At 63.4% G+C, this 20,873-nt stretch carries 19 protein-coding genes; 7 read left to right on the top strand and 12 right to left on the bottom strand.

Annotated elements, in window-relative coordinates; translation table 11 throughout:
• From GGR39_RS04160 to GGR39_RS04140, 5 genes are read right to left on the bottom strand one after another with little or no spacing between them, the layout of a single operon-like run.
• A complete protein-coding gene (locus GGR39_RS04160; RefSeq protein WP_183616026.1) occupies positions 1-1,014 on the bottom strand; it encodes an alpha-ketoacid dehydrogenase subunit beta in 1,014 nt (337 codons plus the stop codon).
• Positions 1,015-1,031: 17 nt separating this feature from the next.
• Positions 1,032-2,021 (bottom strand): thiamine pyrophosphate-dependent dehydrogenase E1 component subunit alpha, encoded by a 990-nt coding sequence (locus tag GGR39_RS04155; protein WP_058737319.1) that lies wholly within the window; start codon positions 2,019-2,021, stop codon positions 1,032-1,034.
• Between the two features lie 46 nt (positions 2,022-2,067).
• Positions 2,068-3,276: an acyl-CoA dehydrogenase family protein gene (locus GGR39_RS04150; protein WP_183616025.1), complete on the bottom strand. Its 1,209-nt coding sequence runs from the start codon at positions 3,274-3,276 to the stop codon at positions 2,068-2,070.
• A 5-nt stretch (positions 3,277-3,281) separates the two neighbouring features.
• Complete coding sequence (locus GGR39_RS04145) at positions 3,282-4,442, bottom strand: thiolase family protein (protein ID WP_058737321.1); 1,161 nt, start codon at positions 4,440-4,442, stop codon at positions 3,282-3,284.
• Positions 4,439-4,879, bottom strand: coding sequence for a Zn-ribbon domain-containing OB-fold protein (locus GGR39_RS04140; RefSeq protein WP_343055766.1), 441 nt, complete (start codon positions 4,877-4,879; stop codon positions 4,439-4,441). Before GGR39_RS04140 ends, GGR39_RS04145 begins: the two co-directional genes overlap by 4 nt.
• 104 nt (positions 4,880-4,983) lie before the next feature.
• Here GGR39_RS04140 and GGR39_RS04135 point away from each other — a divergent pair, with 104 nt between their 5' ends.
• A complete protein-coding gene (locus GGR39_RS04135; RefSeq protein ID WP_183616024.1) occupies positions 4,984-6,660 on the top strand; it encodes a GMC family oxidoreductase in 1,677 nt (558 codons plus the stop codon).
• Here the strand turns inward: GGR39_RS04135 and GGR39_RS04130 are convergent.
• Entirely contained in the window at positions 6,651-7,424 is a 774-nt protein-coding gene (locus tag GGR39_RS04130) for a helix-turn-helix transcriptional regulator (RefSeq protein WP_183616023.1), read from the bottom strand. The genes GGR39_RS04135 and GGR39_RS04130 overlap by 10 nt on opposite strands.
• Positions 7,425-7,575: 151 nt before the next feature.
• Between GGR39_RS04130 and GGR39_RS04125 the strand changes: the two genes are divergently transcribed.
• A complete protein-coding gene (locus GGR39_RS04125) occupies positions 7,576-8,706 on the top strand; it encodes an acyl-CoA dehydrogenase family protein (protein WP_183616022.1) in 1,131 nt (376 codons plus the stop codon).
• 104 nt (positions 8,707-8,810) lie between these two features.
• Here GGR39_RS04125 and GGR39_RS04120 read toward each other — a convergent pair whose 3' ends face one another.
• Together GGR39_RS04120 and GGR39_RS04115 are read right to left on the bottom strand one after the other, a co-directional pair.
• The gene (locus GGR39_RS04120) at positions 8,811-9,611 is read right to left on the bottom strand and encodes a ThuA domain-containing protein (RefSeq protein ID WP_183616021.1); all 801 of its coding nucleotides are present in this window, start codon (positions 9,609-9,611) and stop codon (positions 8,811-8,813) included.
• 3 nt (positions 9,612-9,614) lie between these two features.
• Entirely contained in the window at positions 9,615-11,063 is a 1,449-nt protein-coding gene (locus GGR39_RS04115; protein ID WP_183616020.1) for an SRPBCC family protein, read from the bottom strand.
• Between the two features lie 109 nt (positions 11,064-11,172).
• Between GGR39_RS04115 and GGR39_RS04110 the strand changes: the two genes are divergently transcribed.
• From GGR39_RS04110 to GGR39_RS04100, 3 genes are read left to right on the top strand one after another with little or no spacing between them, the layout of a single operon-like run.
• Complete coding sequence (locus tag GGR39_RS04110; protein WP_183616019.1) at positions 11,173-12,000, top strand: SDR family NAD(P)-dependent oxidoreductase; 828 nt, start codon at positions 11,173-11,175, stop codon at positions 11,998-12,000.
• A complete protein-coding gene (locus GGR39_RS04105) occupies positions 11,997-12,815 on the top strand; it encodes an SDR family NAD(P)-dependent oxidoreductase (protein WP_183616018.1) in 819 nt (272 codons plus the stop codon). The genes GGR39_RS04110 and GGR39_RS04105 overlap by 4 nt, the downstream gene beginning before the upstream one ends.
• Positions 12,816-12,837: 22 nt before the next feature.
• Positions 12,838-13,617, top strand: coding sequence for an SDR family oxidoreductase (locus tag GGR39_RS04100; RefSeq protein ID WP_183616017.1), 780 nt, complete (start codon positions 12,838-12,840; stop codon positions 13,615-13,617).
• A 51-nt stretch (positions 13,618-13,668) separates the two neighbouring features.
• Here the strand turns inward: GGR39_RS04100 and GGR39_RS04095 are convergent, their stop codons facing one another.
• Complete coding sequence (locus GGR39_RS04095; protein ID WP_183616016.1) at positions 13,669-14,991, bottom strand: aromatic ring-hydroxylating oxygenase subunit alpha; 1,323 nt, start codon at positions 14,989-14,991, stop codon at positions 13,669-13,671.
• A gap of 97 nt (positions 14,992-15,088) precedes the next feature.
• Positions 15,089-16,267 carry an aromatic ring-hydroxylating oxygenase subunit alpha gene (locus GGR39_RS04090; protein ID WP_221225963.1) on the bottom strand — a complete coding sequence of 393 codons (1,179 nt, stop codon included), beginning with the start codon at positions 16,265-16,267 and terminating at the stop codon, positions 15,089-15,091.
• Between the two features lie 110 nt (positions 16,268-16,377).
• On the opposite strand from GGR39_RS04090, the gene GGR39_RS04085 reads away from it, so the two are divergent.
• Positions 16,378-18,063 (top strand): AMP-binding protein, encoded by a 1,686-nt coding sequence (locus GGR39_RS04085; protein WP_246388318.1) that lies wholly within the window; start codon positions 16,378-16,380, stop codon positions 18,061-18,063.
• Positions 18,064-18,065: 2 nt separating this feature from the next.
• On the opposite strand, the gene GGR39_RS04080 is transcribed toward GGR39_RS04085, so the two are convergent.
• Entirely contained in the window at positions 18,066-18,866 is an 801-nt protein-coding gene (locus GGR39_RS04080) for an SDR family NAD(P)-dependent oxidoreductase (RefSeq protein WP_183616015.1), read from the bottom strand.
• 137 nt (positions 18,867-19,003) lie between these two features.
• Between GGR39_RS04080 and GGR39_RS04075 the strand changes: the two genes are divergently transcribed.
• Positions 19,004-19,762 (top strand): SDR family NAD(P)-dependent oxidoreductase, encoded by a 759-nt coding sequence (locus tag GGR39_RS04075; RefSeq protein WP_183616014.1) that lies wholly within the window; start codon positions 19,004-19,006, stop codon positions 19,760-19,762.
• Positions 19,763-19,819: 57 nt separating this feature from the next.
• Here the strand turns inward: GGR39_RS04075 and GGR39_RS04070 are convergent, their stop codons facing one another.
• Positions 19,820-20,833: an NADP-dependent oxidoreductase gene (locus GGR39_RS04070; RefSeq protein ID WP_183616013.1), complete on the bottom strand. Its 1,014-nt coding sequence runs from the start codon at positions 20,831-20,833 to the stop codon at positions 19,820-19,822.
• Positions 20,834-20,873 lie beyond the last annotated feature (40 nt).

Below are 20,873 nucleotides of genomic sequence, written 5' to 3'. Positions count from 1 at the left end.
TCACCGGTATTCGAGCGACTTGCGCACAGCCGCCGCGATCTTCGCGGGGCTGGGCAAGTAGGCGCTCTCAAGCTCACGAGCGAAAGGCACCGGCGTGTGCGGCGGCGTGACCATCTCGATCGGGGCCTTGAGGCTGGCGAAGGCCTTCTGGGCCACCAGCGCGGAAATGTCCGTCGCCAGCGAGCAGCGCGGCGGCGCCTCGTCCACCACCACCATGCGACCGGTCACCTCGACCGAGTCCAGGATGGCCTCCTCGTCGATGGGCGAGGTGGTGCGTAAATCGATCACATCGCAGCCGATACCGTCCTGCGCGAGGTCGTCTGCCGCGGTCTCGGCATAGCTGACCATCATGCCCGAAGCGACGATGGTTGCATCCTGACCCGCCCGCGCGAGACGCGCGTGGCCAAAGGGGATCACGAAATCAGGATCATCGGGCACCTCGCCGCTCATGGCGTAGAGGAACTTGTGCTCCAGGAAGACCACGGGATCATCGTCACGGATCGCCTGGCGCAGAAGGCCGCAGGCATCGGCGGGGGTGGCCGGCATGAGAACTTTGATGCCCGGCATGTTGGTGACGAACTGGCTGATCATCTGGCTGTGCTGCGCAGCGGCGTTATATCCCGCGCCACACGGCATGCGGATCACCGCCGGGCAGATCGACTTGCCGCCGAACATGTAGCGGAATTTGGCGATCTGGTTCCACAACTGGTCCATGCACACGCCGATGAAGTCCGCGAACATGATCTCCGCCACCGGGCGCTTGCCGGCCAGCGCCAGACCGCCAGCCGCGCCCATGATCGCACTTTCGCTGATCGGCGTGTCGATCACGCGATCGGGGCCGAAAGCGTCGTAAAGACCGACCGAAGTCGACCAGATGCCGCCGATCGCCTCGGGACCACCGGCGGTGCCATTGCCGCCCACCACGTCCTCACCCAGGACCACCACGCGTTCGTCGCGCTGCATCTCCTGGAAGATCGTGTTGCGGATCGCATCGCGATACATCATCTTTGCCATGGGTTTGGGTCCTGCAATCAGTAGCTGATGTAAACGTTGTCGAGCACGTTCTCAGGCTGCGGGCGAGCCGCGGCGCGAGACGCGGTGACGGCGTTTTCGATGGCGGAAAGGGCATCGGCGTCGAGGCTGTCCAGATCGGCCTCATCCAGCAGCGCAGCGCCGCTCACCTTGGCACGGAAGATCTTGATGCAATCCCGCTCGGCGCGCAGGCGATCGAGTTCACCCTCGCCGCGATAGCGCTGCGGATCGCCTTCGAAGTGGCCGAAGAAGCGCTCGGTGTCGAACTCAACGGCCGCCGGGCCATTGCCGGGGGTACGCACATATTCCAGCACGTCGCGGAAGGTATCGTACACCGCGAAGAAGTCGGTACCGTCGGCACGCCAGACCTTCATGCCGAACGCTTCGGCGCGACTGGCGATATCGCGGGTGGTGCCGACGGCGTAGTCGACGCCGGTATGCTCGGAATAGTGGTTGTTCTCGAACACGAAGATCGCGGGGGCCTTGGTGACCACCGCCAGGTTCATCGCCTCGAATGTGGTGCCCTGATTGCAGGCGCCATCTCCGGAGAAAGCGATGGCCACCGCCAGCTTGCCCTCGGCATCCGGACCGTCGATCTTGTTGGAAAGTGCCGCGCCCACCGCAATCGGCGCGCCGGCGCCGACGATGCCGTTGGCGCCCAGCATGCCCTTGTCGATATCGGCGATGTGCATCGAACCGCCCTTGCCGTTGCACAGGCCTTCCTGGCTGCCCCAGATTTCCTTCATCATGCCTTCGACATCGCAGCCCTTGGCCAGGCAGTGGCCATGGCCGCGATGGGTGGAGACGATCTTGTCACGGTCGGTCAGGTGTTCGCACACGCCTACCGCGACGGCTTCCTGGCCGCAGTAAAGGTGGGTGAAACCCGCGATCTCGCCGGTCTGGATTTCTTCATGAAGCCGTTCCTCGAACTCGCGGATCAGCTTCATCTGCCGGTAAGCGCGGGTCAACGCTTCGCGGTTCAGTTGCATCGGGCATTCCTCTCGTTATCGCGCCCATCGTTATCGTGAGGGGCCTTCAAAGACCCAGCACCGACTTGGCTATGATGGTGCTCTGGACTTCGTTGGTCCCGCCAAAGATCGTCCACGCCCTGCTGTTGAGATAGCGCGCGGACGCGACTTGCGCGCCCTTCGAATGCACGGCGGATGGCGCGTTATCCCCATAAAGCGGGCGGTCTGTTTCCAGTTGCAAGCCGGCGGGGCCGTAAAGATCCACCGCCAGCAGATCGATTTCCTGCCGCAGGTTTGACGCGAGCAGCTTGGTCAGCGAAGTCTGCGGCCCCGGCGCGCGGCCCTTGGCGATTTCCGAGATGATCTTCAGTTCGATCATCTCCAGCGCATTCACCGACAAACGCGTCGTCGCCACCCGGCGCTTCCAGTCCTTCTGAGCGGCAAGCTTGCCGCCCCGGCCATCGCTTTCATGCGCGGCGGCTTGCTCGATCTGGTCAAGATCGTAGCTGAGCTTGGGCGCATGGCAGGATCCGCCACGCTCGTTTTCAAGCAAGAACTTGGCGATGGTCCACCCCTGCCCTTCCTCGCCGACCAGGTTCTCGACCGGAACGATCACGTCTTCCAGGAACACCTGATTGACCTCGTGATCGCCCGCCGTCGTCAGGATCGGTCGAACCGAGACGCCGGGGCTGGCGAGGTCGATCAGCAGGAAAGAGATGCCCGCCTGCTTCTTCACCTCGGCATTGGTGCGCACCAGGGTGAACATGCCGGTGGCGTGATGGGCATGAGTTGTCCAGATTTTGGACCCGTTGACGACGTAGTGATCGCCCTGGCGCACCGCGCGGGTCTTCAGGCTGGCAAGGTCCGATCCGGAGCCCGGCTCCGAGAAACCCTGGCACCAATAGTCCTCGCCGCTGAGGATACGGGGGAGGTAGTGGCTCTTCTGCTGCTCGGTTCCAAAGGTATAGATTACCGGGGCCAGCAACTTCAGGCCCAGCACCGTCAGGTTGGGCGCGCCGGCCCGCGCGCATTCCTTTTCAAAGAGATAACGCTGGATCGGCGTCCAGCCGGTGCCGCCATGCGCGGCGGGCCATTGATATCCGAGCCAGCCTTGCTTGTGCAGCACCGCGTTCCACGCCTGGCCGATCTCCGGCTCCACGAAGACGGAAGGCGTGGCCGCTCCCCCGGCTTTCACCTCTTCCGGCAGGTGGTCTTGCAAAAAGGCGCGCACCTCGTCCCGAAAGGCCGCATCCTGGGGGGAAAGTTCGATGTCCATGGGCCTTAGCGTTCCAGTATCGTGACGGCGGACACGCCGGGCGCGCCATAGACGTGGCTGTAGGCGGTGCGCGGATCGCCCGGCACTTGGCGACCGCCACCATCACCGCGCAACTGCACCACGTTCTCGTACACCTGGCGCAAGCCGGATGCGCCGATCGGCTCCCCGCAAGCGAGGCAACCGCCGTCGGTATTCACCGGCAATGCGCCACCGATCTCGGTGCGGCCCTCTGCCAGCCACTGCTCCTGCTCGCCATCGGCGCAAAAGCCATTCTCGGCCATGTGCATGATCTCGGCCCCGGCTTCGGTGTCCTGCAATTGAGCGACATCGATGTCGCCAGGGCCAATGCCGGATGCCGTGAAAGCGTCCGCGGAGGCGATCCGCGATGCGGTGGGGCGGGGGCGCGTGTCGTCCGCCACCACGTCCACGGACGGCGCGAAAACCTCGAAGCTGTGCGGCGGGCGCGTTCGCATGGTCGCGGCCTTGAGCCGGATCAGAGGTTTGCCCAGTTCGCGCGCCTTTTTCTCGCTGGCCAGGATCAGCGCGACACCACCCTCTGCCGGAGAGCAGAACATATACTTGGTGTACGGATCGCTGACCAAGGGCGCTTCCAGAATTTCCTCCAGAGCCACCGGCTGTCGCCGCCAGGCATGCGGCGCGTGCACCGCGTTACGGAACGCCTTTTCCGCGACCAACCCAAGCGATTTTTGCGAGATGCCGAACAGGCTCATATACCGCATGATCTTGGCGGCGAAGAACTGTGTGGTGACCATCTGGCCCACTTCGCCATACCAATCCGGCAGGTTGTATTCCGCCGGCAGGGCATTGAACGCCCCGCGCGGGTGCTTGTCGAACCCAACCGCCAGACCCAGGTCGAACTCTCCCGATTTGATCGCCATCTGCGCGCTGAACAGTGCCGAGCCACCGGCGGCACAGCCATTGCGCACATTGATGAACTGGACACCGGTCAGGCCCAGGCGATCGACCATGGTGTCCGGGTTTCCGGCAGCATCGGAACTGCCATAGGCGAACTGAACCTGCGGCCAGTCGATCCCGGCGTCGGCCATGGCCTCGCGCACCGCGTGGACGCCTTGATCCAGGCCGGAAAGGCCATCCGTGCGTCCGAACTTGTGAATGCCGATACCGACGATGCAAACGTCACTCATGCGACAAGCTCCGCTGAAACACGGACGGGCACGAAGGCAGGCACAAGCGCACTGGCCGGATCGCTGAAATCAAGCAGCCCTGGCTGGAACAGCACCGGCATTCCCACCATCACATCCTCGAACGCGACATCATCCAGCCGCGCCTCGACGATGACTTCGCCGGGCAGTTCGACATAGGCGACCACCCACGGCGCGAAAGCCTCAGGCCCGGCATAAGGCGGGCTTTTTGGCCGAAAGCGCTGCACGGTGTAGGACCACAACGTGCCCTCCCGCGACAGTGCGACGGGTTCGTGGGTCATGGTCGACGGGCATGGAAACACGATGCGGCCGGTTTGCCGATCCTTGCCGCCGATCAGACGCGGAGGCGTCTCGTCGGTGAACAGGCCTTGGGCTATGGCGCGCATATCTCTCCCGCCCCGGTTGATGTCTCCGGTCATGACATCTGTTTACGCCTGCCCTCGCCCGCATTTTGACTCACCAAAACGCTAGGGTAGCCAATCGGCTAGTTCATGCGACCCATGCTGGCGGGAGATCGACAGCCATGACCAAGCAATGGGACTATATCATCGTCGGGGCAGGCAGCGCCGGCTGCGTCATGGCCGAACGGTTGAGCGCCGACGGCCGGTCGCAAGTGCTGGTGCTGGAAGCCGGGGGTGAGAACGACAGCTTCTGGGTCACGCTGCCCAAGGGCGTCGCCAAGCTGGTCAAGAAGCCCGAACATATGTGGGCCTATCATGTCGCCCAGCCGCGCGAGGAAGGCGCGAACGATCCCGGCGCGGGCGAGGTGTGGATTCGTGGCAAGGGCCTGGGCGGATCGTCCTCGATCAACGGCATGATCTGGAGCCGGGGCGAACCCGCCGATTACGATGCGTGGGAAAACGAATGCGGTGCGACCGGCTGGAACGGCGCGAGCATGACGCGGGCGTTCCTGGAGCTGGAAGACCACAAGGCAGGCGCCTCGGACATGCGTGGCAGCGGCGGCCTAGTGCGTGTGGATCCGGCTTGCTACACCTACCCCCTTGCCGAGAGCATGATCGCGGCGGGCGAGGCGCTGGGGCTGCGGCGTGTGGATGATCTCAACGCCACGGCAGGTCCGCGTGTTGGATACTACAGCCACAACATCCGCAACGGTCGGCGCGATTCCTCTGCCCGCACCTATCTGGCCGCAGCGCGCAAACGGCCCAACGTCACCGTGATGACCGGCGTCATGGCAGAGCGGATCGTATTTGACGGAACGCGCGCGATCGGTCTGGACGTGGTGATCGACGGACAGCCCCGGCATCTTGCCTGTGCGGGTGAGATCGTAGTGAGCGCCGGGGCCATGGAAAGCCCGCTGCTGCTGCAACGTTCGGGCATCGGGGATGCAGCACGGCTGCAATTGGCCGGTATCCCGCTGGTCGCCCACTCACCCGATGTGGGAGAGCGCATGATCGAGCATTTATCCTTGTCGATGCCGTTCAGGCTGGATCGCGGCAAGGGCACCAACAAGAGCTTCTTCGGCCTGGGTGCGGCACTCGCCATGCTGCGCTATTTGCTGCGCGGCGACGGCGTGCTGGCGACGGGACCTTTCGAGGTCGGCGCGTTCTGCAACGTCGCGCATCCGGACGGGCGCACCGACGCGCAATTCTATCTGGGCGGCTATACCTTCAAGGTCGGGGACGATAAGGACCCGGTGCCACTGGACAAGATCGATCCCAAGCCCGGTGTCACCATCTATGGCCAGCTGCTGCGCCTCACCAGCGAAAGCAGCGTGCGCGCCACCGGGCCGACCAGCGATGCTGCGCCCGACATTCTGCACAATTTCCTCAGCACGCAGCATGATCGCACGTCGGCCATTGCCCTGGTGCGCAAGATGCGCGCCTACATGGATGCGCCGCCGCTCGATCGGATGATCGGCGCAGAACTGGTGCCGGGCGCCGAGGTGGAGAGCGACGAGGACGTGCTCGCCATGTTCCGCCGCCTTTCAAGTTGCGGGCTGCACGCCATCCGCTCTTGCCGGATGGGCAGCGATCCGCAGGCGGTGGTCGATCCACGCTTGCGCGTGAACGGCGTGCAGGGGGTGCGGGTGGCGGATTGCTCGGTCATGCCGGGGCATGTCACCGGTAATACCAACGCACCGGCGATGGCGGTCGGCCTGCGTGGCGCGCGGCTGATACTGGAGGATCGGGACGAACCGGCAAACGCCCGATCAAGCCGGACGCTGGAGCCTCACTTCTGAAGCGAGATGTAGCCCAGCTGGGCCGCCTTGAAGACGGTCTGGCTGCGGTTTACCGCATTCAACTTGGTGGCAGCATTGTGAATATGGAAACGCACCGTGGCGCGGCTGCGAGACATGATCATGCTGATCTCCATGTCGGTCTTGCCGATCGCCGCCCAGCGCAGGCATTCCACTTCGCGCTTTGACAAGCGGGTTCCCGAAGGCAGCGCCTGCTCCGAACCCATTACCTGCACGTAAGTGGCGATGAAGGTGCGCGCATAGAGCCCGAGTGCGTCGGAATAGAGTTCGAATTCTTCGGTAAGATCGGTCTTTTCACGATCGAGCGGGTTGAAGCTGACCGCGCCGATCTGGCCGAACGGCAAATGCACCGGCACCCCGATCGCCGCCCACGTCATCGCGCGGTGTTCGAAGTTGGAGAGATCGATGGATGTCAGGTAGGCGTTCGCTTCACGCGTGCGAAAACCCTCGGCATTGACCCAGAAAGGCTGGCTTTCGAAACGACAGGCGGTGGTCAGCGGACTATCCAGCGCGATACGCGAATTGCGCCACCAGACCCGCTCATCGGCGTCCCACCCGAATACTTCCGTGGCGAGAATGGCGCCATCCGCATCGACGGGCGTGCGCTTGTCGGCAATGTCGTGCGCAGGCGCCGCCCGCATGCCGACACTCAGGGCGATGGCATGCAGCGCCTCCGCCGCCGATCGCACTCCGGCGGGCGACTTCACCCGCACGGCCTCGATATGATCCTGTGATAGCAGCGCCATTGTGATCCTTCTCCCCCATCGTCTTAGCCCGCACGGCGCGGCGGCACAATCGCGCGCAGCCGGATTAGCGCCGCATGTGACTAGCCTTTTGCTCAGCAGCGATGGCGTTCCTCAGGGTGATACTACGGACGTTGGATACCGGGAGTGGAACGTGAACTTCGATCTTAACGAAGACGAGGAAATGTTGAAGGCGCTGGCCGATCGGTTCGTCGCCGATCGTTACGATCATGACAGTCGCCGCAAGTTTCTGACCGAACCTTGCGGGTTTTCGCCTGAAAACTGGCAGCTGCTGGGCGACATGGGATTGATCGCAGCACCTTTCCCCGAAGAGGTGGGCGGATTGGGCCTAGATGCGACGGGCGTGGCCATAGTCTGCGAAGCGCTGGGCCGTGGCCTGGTTGTGGAACCGATAGTGGAATCGGTGGTGATGGCCGGGCGGTTGTTTGCGATGACTGCGCCAGACACAGCCCGCGATGCCTGGGCGGCGGATCTGGTGTCCGGCGAAAAGCGCCTGGCCTTCGCTGGCATGGAAAAAGCCGCGCATGATGATCTGTCATGGGTGGAGACACGCGCTTTTGCCGAAGGAGGACGCTGGCGTTTGAGCGGGGTCAAGCCGTTCTGTGCCGCGGGCGCCGGCGCCGACGGGTTCATCGTGCTGGCCCGCGTTGCCGGAGAGCCGGGTGATGGCCAGGGCCTGGCGCTGTTCCTGGTTCCGGCCACGCATCCGGGCGTCTCGCAACGAGAGTGGCGCATGGCCGATGGCAGTGTCGCCGTGGCGCTGACGCTGGAAGATGTCGTGGTCGACGATGATCACAAGCTGGACCGGATGGGTCCCGAAGCCCTGATCGCGATCGAAGCTGCCGATCAAATGGCGAGCCTTGGGCGCAGCGCGGAGGCGCTCGGCATCATGGAGCGGCTGTTCGCGGATACGCTGGACTATGTTCGCACCCGCAGCCAGTTCGGTGCGGCGATCGGCTCGTTCCAGGCGATCCAGCACCGGATGGTGGCGCAATATGCGGTGATCGAGCAAAGCCGCGCCCTGCTCAATCTCGCATTGGTATCCTATGGCGAGGAAGGCTTCGGAAAAGCCGTGCAAGGCGCGCGCGCTTTCATCGCGAAAGTCTCGCTCGATCTGGGGCATGAGATGATCCAGTTCCACGGCGGCATGGGCATTACCGACGAATTGGCGATCGGCGCGGGCCACAAGAGGTTGCTGGTCCTGTCGCGCTGGCCGGAAACCCCGCTTGCCACGCTTGATCGCTATGCTCAGGTCTTGGACTGAAGAAAAATTAGGGGCAGCCTCGTCATGCAAGGCTGCCCCCTCTTTTGATCCTGCTTCCGGTGCGACCCGACAGGCTCTGATTACGTCCCGCTATCGCCAGGACGTCAGTTATCCGCCGCCGCGGCGGATGGGCGTTGCTTCAGCCAGGCAATGCCGCGGCGCAGCAGTTCGTAGAAGACGGGCAAGTCCCAGGCACACCGGTCTACAGTAGGCCACCAATCCAGCATCGGCTGCAGATCATAGTGCCCCCGGCAATGCCCCAGCGTGTTGTACAGCACCGCGCCCTGCCCGTGATCCTTCAGGTACATCACCGGGTGCATGCCCGGCGCATCCGCCGCTTCGACGAAGCCGGTGCCTTCCTGCGTGCATTCGGTTTCCAGCAGCACATGCAAATCACCGTGCGTTTCCAGATGATACAATTCGTCCGTGGTCTCGAACGGCTCCACCCCCGCCACAAGCGGATGGCCGGGATCTGCTACGGTGACGGTGTAAGGCGCGATCGGGGGATGCGAGATGAACTGAGAGCCCAACATGTCGATAAACAACGGCGCCCAGCGCGGCGCATCCCACAGGCCCGCATCAGGCCCCTCCGCCAGCAGGCGCAGGATCGAGTTGGTGCCATGCAAGGCATACCAGCGCCCGCCCGCCGTCAACCAGTCCCGCAAGACTTCCTGCGCCACCAGCGAGGGCGTTACATCGCAGGTGTAGGTGATCAGGATATCAGCCTGCCGCAGCGCGTCGATGTTCTCGTAATCCTCGAACACGCGGGTGCGAACTGACGGGTCTTCACTCAGCAGCTTGAGCAGTTCCAGCCGTGCAAAATCCATGTTGTGCCAGACGCCGCCACACACCAGGACGCAATTGATGCGCGGCGGATGGCTGATATTTTCGGCTTGATCCGCCATGGCTTAATCCTGCTTCCATCCGCCAAGCTCACCGCCAATGTACTTCATCAACGTGTCCTGGAACTGGCGGATGCGGATTTCCTGATAATTGCCCAGGTTGATCTTGCCGGTCTTCGATACGTGAAGACCTTCCTGCACGAACGGCAGGTTGTCCATATCCTGCTCGAATACATCGCCCAGGATGCCCAGCTCCGCTGCCTCGGTCCACTTCTGGTCCAGCCGCAGGAACTTGAGCGGAGCGCCGCGCGGGATGGGCTGGCCCTTGGGAATGCGCGAGAGGATGCGCACTTCCATGATGCAGGTGTCCGGCGTCTTGCCGGTGCGCCAGTTGTACACGATGTTGGGCATGAACCCGCCCCAGGGCGAGAAGTTGGGGAAGACGTTATAGACCAGCGCATCCAGCAGCTCGGCATCGGTAGCGTCGGCGTGATCGTATCCGGTGGACTGGGTATAGGCGCTGCGCATCGCCGCGCCGAGTGCCGCGCGAGCCTTCACGCCCTCCGGCACCTTGATCGCCATGGGATTGTCGCGCGCGGCTTCCTCGTAATTGTCGGCCGAGCGACCGTTGAACCTGATGAACTGATCAACGATCCACTGCTCGCCCTGGCCCTCCTCGATGTGCGGGCTCATCACGCCAAACGGCACCAGGTTGACGTTCACGTTGTCGCCCCAGGTCCAGTAAGCGGCGTTGGAATCCCCGGTGAAGGGTAGCAGTTGCGGATGCGTGACGATGGTGTGCCATGCTTCCATGAAGGCCTCCATCACCACTTTCCAGTTGGCCGGAACTTCCTTCGCCACGCGCATGACCGTTGCGCACTCTTCATGCCGCCAGCGCTTGAAATGGTCTGGCAGCGGCGCCAGGAACTCCTCCAGGCTGGGGCCGCCCTTTTCCTCGCGGATGAAGACATAGCCCTGCCAGCGCGCCACTTCGGCATCGGGTAGATCAAGCTTCTGCTCGCTGAGGTGCGGAAAGTCCCACTGGCACGGCATCGAATTGAAGCTGCCGTCCTTGTTCCAGGCAAAGCCATGGAACGGGCACACAAACTTGTCGGCAGTGCCCTCCTCGGTCCGCAGCTTGCGCCCGCGATGCAGGCAGACGTTGTGCATGGCGCGGATCGAGCCATCGTCCTGCCGGCTGACCAGGTAGGACCGCCCGGCATTTTCATAGACGATGAAATCACCCGGTTCAGGCAGATCCTCTTCCCGCGCGGCGAATTGCCAGACGTATGGCCACATCCGCTCGCGCTCCAGCCGGGCGAAGTCTTCGCTGATGTACCGCTCCACCGGGATCGGCTCGGAGCCGCGATAGGTATAGCTTTCTTCGCGCAGGAAGGATGGCGGCGGCACCGAATCCTGCGCCATCAACTCAGCCCAGGTGACGCCCTTACTGCGGTCCGCGCCCAGCACCTCGGGCGACGCTTCGACGGCGAGTTCGGGATCGCGTTCAGCCACAGTGTACTTCCTCTCAAAATTGTAATCTGTTTGGGTGACTGTCTGCCTGATCGCGGGGAAAAGGTCACCTTGCTCAAAATCATAGGTTGTCGGCGCGCAGGGATAGGTCATGCTCCAGTTGCGACAATATCGGTGCGACAATATCACTTGGGAGAGTGGCGTGCGGCTTGAAGGCAAGGTGGCGCTGGTGACGGGGGGAACCTCGGGCATCGGAGCCGAAACGGTAAAGCGGCTGAGCGCGGAAGGCGCTGCGGTAATCTTCACCGGATCGAACCAAAGCGCGGCCGACGCGATTTGCGCCGAAACTGGCGCAGACTTCATCCGGCACGATGTGACCGATGCCGCGGCGTGGGACGGTCTGATGCAGCAGATCGCCGATCGGCACGGCCGGCTGGACATCGCCTTTGCCAATGCCGGCACGGAGGCTGGAGACGCCAGTGTAGAGGACATAACGATCGAGGGTTGGAATACCGTCATCGGCGTCAACCTGACTGGCGTGATGTTGACCGTGCAGCACGCCATGAGGCTGATGGCGCGCAATCCGGATGGGCCGACCGGCTCGATCATCGTCAACTCCTCGATGAACGCACATCGGGCGATGGGCAATTTCTGCGCCTACTCGGTATCCAAGTCGGCGGTCGTGGCACTGGTCAAATCGGCGGCGGTCCATGCCGGCAACAAGAAGTACAAGATCCGCGTCAACGCCATCTTGCCCGGCGTTGTCGAGACAGCGCTGATCGTGAACCTGATCGACAAGTCCGCCGATCCCGCCGCCGCCCGCGCCGCCTATGAAGGCATGTCGCCGCTGGGCCGCATGGCCGCGACGGAGGAAGTTGCGGGCATGGTGGCCTGGCTGGCCAGCGACGAGGCCCGGTTCTGCTCCGGCAGCGAATTCACCATGGACGGGGCCACCACCGCAGGAATGAACGGCGTATGACAGACCTTGGTTCGCAGCGCCTGACGGGCCGCGTCGCGCTTGTGTCCGGCGGATTGCGCGGCATCGGCCTTGCGTGCGTGGAGCGCTTCCTGGCCGAAGGGGCCGAAGTGGTCCTTACCGACCTGACCGCGCCCGACGGCGACGATGTGGTCAATACGCTTGGCCGCTTGGGCCAGGCAGCCAGCTACGTGCAGGCAAACGTCACCAGCGAGGAAGACTGGCAACGGGTGCTGGACACGGTAACCCAGCGCCATGGCAAGCTGCATGTCCTGGTCAACAACGCCGGGATAGACCTGACCGGCCCGGTCGCCACGACATCGCTGGAAGACTGGCGCAAGATCATGGGCATCAACGTCGACGGCGTGTTCCTGGGCGTGCGCACGTTCGTGCCGCTGATGGAGCGCAGCGGCGCGGATGTGAAAGGCGGCGCCTCGATCATCAACGTCAGCTCTATCATGGGGCTGGTCGGGCTGAGCGAAGTGTCCGGCTACAACGCCAGCAAGGGCGCGGTCCGGCTTTTCACGAAGTCGATCGCGCTGGAGTTCGCGGAAAAGAAAATGCCGATCCGCGCCAACTCGCTGCATCCCGGCTTCGTCGTCACGCCGCTGCTGAAAGAGGGCTTTCAACGCTGGGTGGACAAGGGCGTGGCGGAGAAGACGCAGGACCTGGTAGACATGATGGCCAGCAAGACCCCGATCGGTCGCCTGGCCGATCCCGCAGAACTGGCCGGCGCCGCCTTCTTCCTGGCCTCCAGCGACAGCTCGTACATGACCGGCGCAGAGCTGGTGATCGACGGCGGCTGGACCGCGCAATGACCTTATCGGAGAACATGCTACCATGACCATCGCCCTTCCCAACGTGGTCGCCGTCGTCACCGGCGCGGCCGGTGGCATCGGCCGCGAGATCGTAAAGGCCATGAAAGCCGCCGGAGCGGTGGTCATCGCCACCGACCTCAAGGACGATGCCCAGATCGACGGGGCGGACCATTACCTGCGCCACGACGTCACCAGCGAAGCGGACTGGCGCGGCGTGGAGCGATTGGTCCGCGACACATATGGCCGGCTCGACGTGCTGGTGAACAACGCCGGGTTCTCCGTCGTCACCAAGTTCGAAGAGACCCCGCTGGCTGAGTTCCACCGGATCAACGCAATCAATGTGGATTCCGCCATCATCGGCACGCAAGTTCTGCTCGACCTGCTGAAGCAGGGTGGTCAGGCGCGTGGCGGCGGCGCCTCGATCATCAACTTCTCCAGTGTCGGCGGTCTGCGAGGGGCACCGTTCAACGCGGTCTATTGCGTCAGCAAGGCGGCGATCAAGATGCTGAGCAAGTGCCTGGGCGCGGAGTTTGCGGCGCTGGGCTACAATATCCGGGTGAATTCCGTGCATCCGGGCGGCATCGACACGCCGATGCTGAATTCGATCATGGCGCGCTATGTGGAGCTGGGGGCCGCCCCGTCGATGGATGCCGCGCTGGCCGGCATGTACGCATCGCACCCGATCGGCCGCTTGGGACGCCCGGAAGAGATGGCCGGCGGCGTCGTGTTCCTCGCCTCCGATGCGTCCAGCTTCATGACCTGTGACGAGCTCGTGATGGACGGGGGATTCAGCCAGGTCTGATTGCGCTACAGGGGACGCGTGCGTCAGGGGGGCCTTCCGCCCCCCTAATCTTCAACCCCGCGGCTTGACCATATCGTTCAGCAGTTCGTGGAACCGCTGCACGCGCTTTTCCTGATCGGGCAGGATGCAGCCCTTGAACCCGCGTGAGTTCAGGCCCTGCTGCTGGCTGGTGCCGATCGACAAGTCCTGATCGGCAACGAACCCAACCGATACCCCATCACCATAAGTCGAGTGGCGCACCACGGCATCATGCCGCAGTGGGGCGGTGCCGATCGGCGTCTCCACCTCGCGCATGCCTGCCACCGGCGGATAGAGGCACCAGTGCTGGAACACGCACTTTTCCGGATCGGTGGGGTGAGGCTCGGTGCGCAGAACCTGCATCTGTTCCGGGCTCATCGTCAGCGTCAGGTTCGGGAACAGCGTGCAGTGGAAATAGTCCACGAGCTGCTGGTCGGTCATGCTGTCGTAATTGGTGAACCCGCGCGAAGGCCCTAGCCGGCGCTTGGCCTCGATCACGGCGGCGCGCAGATCGCCGGTGCGGCCGTGATACTCGGCGGGATCGATGTCCCAGGCCCGAGCGATCTGGTCCAGCGGCGCGGGCACCTCCGTGGTGTGGTAATCGGTCCGCGTGGTGGCCTGGTGCCCCTTCATCCACATCGCATTGTGACCCGACGTGTACATCTCGAACAAGGTATCGGGCAGGCCGTCGTTGATGAAGGTCGCCAGCTCCGGGTGGATCGTGGGGAGGTGATAGCTCTCGTTGAAATTGTCGCGGATGATCTTCCAGTTGAACTCGCAATCGACTGACAGATTCAACACGCGCACCCAGTTGTCCAGGCCATAGCCGGCCAGGCGCTCCGGGAAAGGCGCGAGCCATTCCTGCAGCGGCGCGACATCATCGTCCATGCACCAGAATACGAACGGTCCCCAGGTGTCGCAGCGCAATTCCGACAAGTGGACGTGCCCGCAAGGATTGCCGCCGGAGAAGTCATCCGGGTCCTGGACCTTGGCCAGAGTGCCGTCCAGATCGAATGTCCAGTTGTGATAACTGCACACGATGCGCGGCACGCTGGCTGCCTCGCCCAGCACCAGTCGATTTCCGCGATGGGGGCAAGAATTGTAGAACGCCCGGATGGAGCCGTCCTCCTGCCGGACCATGATCACCGATTCCTTGGCGAAGTTATGGCGGATGATGTCGCCTGGCTCTTCCAGGTCCGCCAGCACGCCGCCCAGGTGCCACACCTTGGGCCAGACGTTCTTCATCTCCTGGTCCATCCAGTCCTTGGAGATGTAGCGTTCCGCCGTGATGGTATCTCCCCGCACCGGCAGGTCGAACTCCTGCGAATAGCGGGAAACCGTGCCTTGTACGTTCATCGCGATTCCTCTCGGGCCAGTCCGCCCACGTTCTTGTCTCTGGTTGGGATTATGTGGTCTGCTGCCCGGCTGCTCACCTGCGACAACGGACAGGTGCCTACATGCGCGGTTCCGGCTGCGAGGCGTCATCTTCCAGATACCAGTTCAGCCATTCGTGGAAATACTGGTTGCCACGCTCATTGCGGCCAAAGACGATCTCGTCATGCGCGCCCGATTCCAGACCACGCTGGATTTCCAGGCCGATCAGGTAATCCTCGTTATAGGTCACATCGCGGAAGAAGTTCATCGCCGCTTCCACGCCCTGGCGATCGGCATCGTCCTTCACCGGCTCGCGCCGCAGATAGTTCAGCACGGTGCGGTTGCGATCGGGTGTCGGCCCCGGGAACAACTGCGCCACCTGCGTGATCTCCGGCGCGATGAAGATCGACACGTTCGGGAAGAAGATGCGCACGAAATCGTAGCCGTAGTTCTCCCGCGTGCCCCATTCCTGTCGCGGCACGCCCTTCAGCTGATCGGCGATCGAGTGCTGGGGAAAGCCGATGCGGATGTTCGGGCCAAAGCCTTCGTAATGCGTGCAGTTGGATGGCGTGCGCGGAAAGATGGTCTCAGGATGCAGCGACTTGAAGTGATACCCTTCCAGATAGCCGTCAAACGCTACCTTCCAGTTGGCCCCTTCGATCGTGCGACTGCCGAGATACGTCCACTTGGCGAAATCGAGCGCGTCGAAATCCTCCAGGAAGCCGCGAAAGTGATTGTCCAGATCGATCGGTGCGTTGGGGGTGAGGCACACGAAGATCATGCCGCTGCGCTCCTCGCAAGGCAGTTCGCGCAGGCCCATCACGCTTTTGTCCACCTCGCCAAAGGTGCCGGGCTCGGAAATGCCGATCAGCCGCCCGTCCTGCCCATACGTCCACGAGTGGTACTTGCAGGTGAAACGCGCGCAATTGCCGTGGCCCTCTGCCGCGACAGGCGCGCCGCGATGCGAGCAGACGTTGAGGAAAGCGCGCACCGTGCCCTGCTTGTCGCGTGAGATCAGCACAGGCTGGCCGACCGCTTCCATCGCCTTGTAGTCCCCGGGGTTGGGCAGCTCCGCGGTGAAAGCCAGCATCAGCGGTACGCGCTTGAACACCAGCTCCATCTCGGCCTTGAACTGATCGGGGTTGGTATAGCTTTGGGTCGGGACCTTGAGAGTGCGTTCGGTCTGGAAGGTCTTTTTGTTCTCGACATAATCGAGCATGACCTCGGCGGCATCGCCAATCTGCTGTACCCGGTCCAAATGCAGTCCTCTCACCACGTATTGTATGGCGTCAAGTTGTCCATGACCGTGCCGGATCGCAAGCTGCCCAAGGTGTTAGGTTTTTGCGCGGGCGGACGATCCCCGGGGCCTTGGCACTTTGGCCAGTTGGCCACGGGCATGAGCCGGGGCAGTCCGACATGATGATGGAGAGGACACCAAAGCCATGGGCGTGGCTTGCCACCCCGCCTGCGCACCTGCAGCGCTATGCCACGGCAGGCGTGTGGGACGAGCGCACGATCGCCGACCATGCCGAAGCCCTGGCGCAAGACGATCCGAACTTTGTGCTGATGGTCGATGGATCGGCCAAGATCACCCGTGCGCAGGCGCTGGCGGATGCCCACGCCCTCTCCGCGGCCTTGTACGCACGTGGCTTGCGCATGGGGGACGTGATCGCGTTCCAGGTGCCCAACTGGCATGAAGCGCTAATCATCAATCTGGCTGCGGCGATGTCCGGCCTGATCGTCAATCCCATCGTGCCGATCTACCGCGATCACGAAGTTTCGCAGATGCTGGCCGATTGCGGTGCGAGTGCGCTGTTCGTGCCGGGCAGCTTCCGCAAGTTCGACTACACCGCGATGGCCCAGCGGGTTGCGGTGGACCTGCCCGCGCTGCGCCATGTCTTCACCGTACGCGGCGAGGGGGACAACGATCTTGCCGCACTTCTTGCCGAAGGTCGCGACGCCGCCTTCGCCCGGCCCCGCGTGGACCCGCTGGGCGTGAAGATGGTGCTCTACACTTCGGGCACGACCGGGCGCCCCAAGGGCGTGCTGCACAGCCATGTCGCGATTGCGCGCGTCCTGCGTGAAAGCGGGCGGTTCTGGAGCCTGAATGCGGGAGAGGCGACGCTGATGCCCTCTCCCGTGACGCACGTTTCAGGCTATGCCAACGGCCTGGAGGCACCCTTCATCTACGGCACGCGCACGGTGCTGATGGATGGCTGGGACGCCCGCGCAGCGATAGGCTTGATCAATGAGCATAGCCTGGTCGGCACAGTGGCGGCGACACCGTTCCTGGTCGAACTGGCCGCCGCCGCGCGCGATAGCGGCGAGACATTGCCGTCCTTCCGCTTCTTCGCGTGCGGCGGTGCGGCGGTGCCTGGCGACCTGATCCCTGCTGCCAATGCGGCTTTTGCGCGATGCCGCGCCTTCCGCGTATTCGGCGCATCAGAGGTGCCGCTGGTTACCTACGGTTGGCCGCATGACGAGCATCTTGCCGCCACCACCGATGGCGCGATTATCGATTACGATGTGCGGATCGTCGATGCGCAAGATCGCGACGTGCCAGACGGTGCGGAAGGCGAGATACTGGCGCGCGGCCCTGCGATGATGCTGGGCTACGCAGACGAAGCACAGACCCATGAGGCGATCACGGCGGACGGCTTCTTCCGCACTGGTGATCTGGGCATCCGCACGGCAGATGGCGCGATCACCGTGACCGGGCGCAAGAAGGACCTGATCATCCGGGGCGGTGAGAACATCTCCGCCAAGGAGATCGAAGACGTACTGCACGCACACCCCGAGGTGCGCGAAGCCGCTGTCGTCGCCATGCCGCATGAACGGCTGGGCGAAGGCGTGTGCGCTTACGTGGTCACAAAAAGCGATACCCTGTCCGCCGCCATGCTGACCGAACATGTGGCAAACAGCGGCCTGGCCCGTCAAAAGATCCCCGAGCGCTTCGAATTTCGCGACGATCTGCCCCGCACCGCATCGGGCAAGGTCCGCAAGGACCTGCTTCGTACCGAAGTGAAGGCGCTTGTGGAGGCCCTGCCCCGCTGAGTTCAGCCTGATGCGGCGGCGATGGCGGCGGCAAGCTCGCTGTTCATCGGATTGCGACGCAGCGTGAGGCCGCCGTTCACCTGCAGGTTCTCACCCGTCATGAAGCACTCATCGCTGGCAAGCCATACGGCTGCGGCGGCGATATCGTCCGAAGTGCCGATGCGTCCCAGCGGATAGCCCGCCAGGAACGCATCCGCCAGGCCCGGCACCTGCATGGCCTCCGCCGTCATCGGGGTGTCGGTGAGCCCCGGTGAGATCGAGTTGGCCCGCACGCCCTCGCTCCCAAACTCATGGGCGATACAGCGCACCACGTGATCGGTGCCCGCCTTGGTGCCCATGTAGGCGGCATGGTCGTTCAGCATGATCGTGGCGGTGGCCGAACTGATCTGGATGAGCGAGCCGCCGGTGCCGCCATGGCTGCGCGCCATGCGGCGCAGCATTGCCTGGAAGAAGTGAAACGGCCCGACATACTGCAGCATGGTCACGTCCATCAGCTCGTCGTGCGTCGTTTCCAGAAACGGCTTCAGCAGGCCCCATCCCGTGGCGTTGATCGCGATGTCGATACCGCCCATTTGGTCCACGGCGGCTTGGCCAAGATCGGCCAGGCTGCGTTCGTCGGTAAGGTCGCAGGTTGCGAAACCGCAGCCGTGCGCTTGGGCGAAGTCCGCCAGGACGGACTCCTTGCGCCCGGAAACCAGCACCTTCGCACCCTCTGCCAGAAAGCGCCGGGCGATGTGCTGGCCCATATTGTCCACACTGCTCGCCCCGACAATCACCGCGCGTTTGCCGTCCAGCTTGCCCATCGCTCTCTCCGTTATCGTGCCTTTGAGCTAGCATGGCCCTTGGCGGTAGCGTCCTGACCAAAGTAGGAGTGGTGGCAAACCACGGCAGGGCCGAACATGCCCCGCAATCGATCATGCGACAACTATGGAGAGGCGCTATGGATCTTGGACTGAAGGGCAAGAAAGTCATTCTGACAGGAGGCAGCCGCGGGATCGGCCGCGCTGCGGTAGAAATCTTCGCCGAAGAAGGCTGCGATGTCGCGTTCTTCTCGCGCAATGCCGATCAGGTTGCTGAAACCGTTGAGGTGCTGTCCCGCCATGGTGGCAAGGTCATCGGCGAGCCCTTGGATATGCTGGATCACGAGGCCTATGTGGCATGGCTGAAATCGGCGGCGGATCGCCTGGGCGGTTGCGATATATTCGTGCCCGGCGCCAGTGCCTCGGGCTCGGGCGCGACCGGGGACTGGGAGGCATGCTTCAACGCGGACATCAAGGGCACGGTCCTGGGCTGCGAGACACTGGTGCCCTACCTTGAGAAGTCGGGAGAAGGCGCGATCGTTATCATGGGATCCACCGCCGGCACCGAGACTTTCATCGTCCCCCAGGCCTTCAACGCCCTGAAGGCGGCGCTGATCGCGTACTCGGGCCAGCTCGGCCAGCAAGTGGGTCCGCAAGGGATTCGCGTGAACTGCGTCTCGCCTGGCCCGATCAAGTTCCCCGGCGGCAATTGGGAGGCCCTGCAACAGCTCGCGCCAGAGCTTCACGATGCTACCGAGGCTGCGTTCGCCCTTGGCCGCTGGGGCGGCGCGGCGGAAGTGGCCAAGACGATCGTCTTCCTGGCCAGCTCCGCCTCGTCCTACACCACCGGCACCAACGTTATCGTCGACGGCGGATATACCAAGCGCATTCAGTTCTGAAGCGCGTTCCTGCATGAGTACATTGAGCGGCGGCCCCTTCAAAGGGCCGCCGTTTCGTTATGCGATCTTGAGCACCAGCTTGCCCGTGTTCGCGCCTGAAAACAGCCGCATGAAGGCATCGTAGGCGTTCTCCAGGCCCTGCTGCACATCCTCATCGGCGCGCAACTTTCCTTCTGACAGCCACTGCGCCATCTGCGCCCCACCCTCCGCAAAACGATGGGCATAGTCGGCGATCAGGAAGCCGTGGATGGTCGCCCGGCGCGCCAGGATCTGCCACAAGTTTTGCAAGCCATGCTTTTCAGTCGCGTTGTACTCGCTGATCAGCCCGCACAGCACGATCCGCGCGTTGCGCGCCAGCGTGTAGACTTCCGCCTCCAGCACGGCTCCGCCGACATTCTCGAACACCACGTTCACGCCATCAGGCGCGGCGGCAGTGATCTCTGTCACCAATGCTGCGTGATCCTTGCCCCTGTAGTCGATCGCGGCATCGAACCCGTAATCGTCCAGCAAGCGGCGGCACTTATCGGGCCCGCCTGCGATCCCGATGACGCGACAACCCATGATCTTGCCGATCTGGCCGACTGCCGAGCCGACCGCACCGGCCGCGCCTGAGACCAGCAACGTCTCTCCCGGCTGCGGCTTGGCGACTTCCTTGAGGCCGAAGTACGCGGTCAGCCCTACCGCACCCAGCGCCGACAAGTAATTCGATGGCGATGCCACCGCATCCACCGCGATCGGCATGGTAAAACCGCCTGGGACCGCCACCGAGTAATCCTCCAGCGCGTTGAGGCCCATGACCCACTGCCCCACCGCGAAGTCCGGATTGTCCGAGGCATGAACCACGCCCACCGTCGTCGCGCGTACAGGATCGCCCAGCGGGATCGGCGGCATGTAGCTTTCGGTATCGTCCATCCAGCCGCGCTGTGCGGGATCGAGCGAGGCGTAATGATTGCGCACCACCAATCCGCCCGGCGGCGGCGTGGGGATCGCTTGCGTGACGAGGGAAAAATCCTCCGGCACCGGCTCTCCATCGGGTCTGCGGGCAAGCAGAAAGCGGCGGTTCTGATCCATGGCATCCATCTCCTGGCAAGTTGTCGACTGATCTCTGCTT

The sequence above is a fragment of the Novosphingobium fluoreni genome (assembly GCF_014196615.1).
Classification (GTDB): Bacteria; Pseudomonadota; Alphaproteobacteria; order Sphingomonadales; family Sphingomonadaceae; genus Novosphingobium; species Novosphingobium fluoreni.
The sequence above is the reverse complement of the archived record's forward strand: the minus strand, read 5'-3'. Positions and strand labels throughout refer to the sequence as shown.

What these genes read in the sequence shown, in the direction of transcription:
- GGR39_RS04160 (WP_183616026.1), bottom strand. Translation starts at nt 1,014, where the DNA reads ATGGCAAAGATGATGTATCGCGATGCGATCCGCAACACGATCTTCCAG.
- GGR39_RS04150 (WP_183616025.1), bottom strand. Translation starts at nt 3,276, where the DNA reads ATGGACATCGAACTTTCCCCCCAGGATGCGGCCTTTCGGGACGAGGTG.
- GGR39_RS04135 (WP_183616024.1), top strand. Translation starts at nt 4,984, where the DNA reads ATGACCAAGCAATGGGACTATATCATCGTCGGGGCAGGCAGCGCCGGC.
- GGR39_RS04105 (WP_183616018.1), top strand. Translation starts at nt 11,997, where the DNA reads ATGACAGACCTTGGTTCGCAGCGCCTGACGGGCCGCGTCGCGCTTGTG.
- GGR39_RS04140 (WP_343055766.1), bottom strand. Translation starts at nt 4,879, where the DNA reads ATGACCGGAGACATCAACCGGGGCGGGAGAGATATGCGCGCCATAGCC.
- GGR39_RS04120 (WP_183616021.1), bottom strand. Translation starts at nt 9,611, where the DNA reads ATGGCGGATCAAGCCGAAAATATCAGCCATCCGCCGCGCATCAATTGC.
- GGR39_RS04155 (WP_058737319.1), bottom strand. Translation starts at nt 2,021, where the DNA reads ATGCAACTGAACCGCGAAGCGTTGACCCGCGCTTACCGGCAGATGAAG.
- GGR39_RS04110 (WP_183616019.1), top strand. Translation starts at nt 11,173, where the DNA reads ATGCTCCAGTTGCGACAATATCGGTGCGACAATATCACTTGGGAGAGT.
- GGR39_RS04130 (WP_183616023.1), bottom strand. Translation starts at nt 7,424, where the DNA reads ATGGCGCTGCTATCACAGGATCATATCGAGGCCGTGCGGGTGAAGTCG.
- GGR39_RS04100 (WP_183616017.1), top strand. Translation starts at nt 12,838, where the DNA reads ATGACCATCGCCCTTCCCAACGTGGTCGCCGTCGTCACCGGCGCGGCC.
- GGR39_RS04080 (WP_183616015.1), bottom strand. Translation starts at nt 18,866, where the DNA reads ATGGGCAAGCTGGACGGCAAACGCGCGGTGATTGTCGGGGCGAGCAGT.
- GGR39_RS04095 (WP_183616016.1), bottom strand. Translation starts at nt 14,991, where the DNA reads ATGAACGTACAAGGCACGGTTTCCCGCTATTCGCAGGAGTTCGACCTG.
- GGR39_RS04070 (WP_183616013.1), bottom strand. Translation starts at nt 20,833, where the DNA reads ATGGATCAGAACCGCCGCTTTCTGCTTGCCCGCAGACCCGATGGAGAG.
- GGR39_RS04075 (WP_183616014.1), top strand. Translation starts at nt 19,004, where the DNA reads ATGGATCTTGGACTGAAGGGCAAGAAAGTCATTCTGACAGGAGGCAGC.
- GGR39_RS04145 (WP_058737321.1), bottom strand. Translation starts at nt 4,442, where the DNA reads ATGAGTGACGTTTGCATCGTCGGTATCGGCATTCACAAGTTCGGACGC.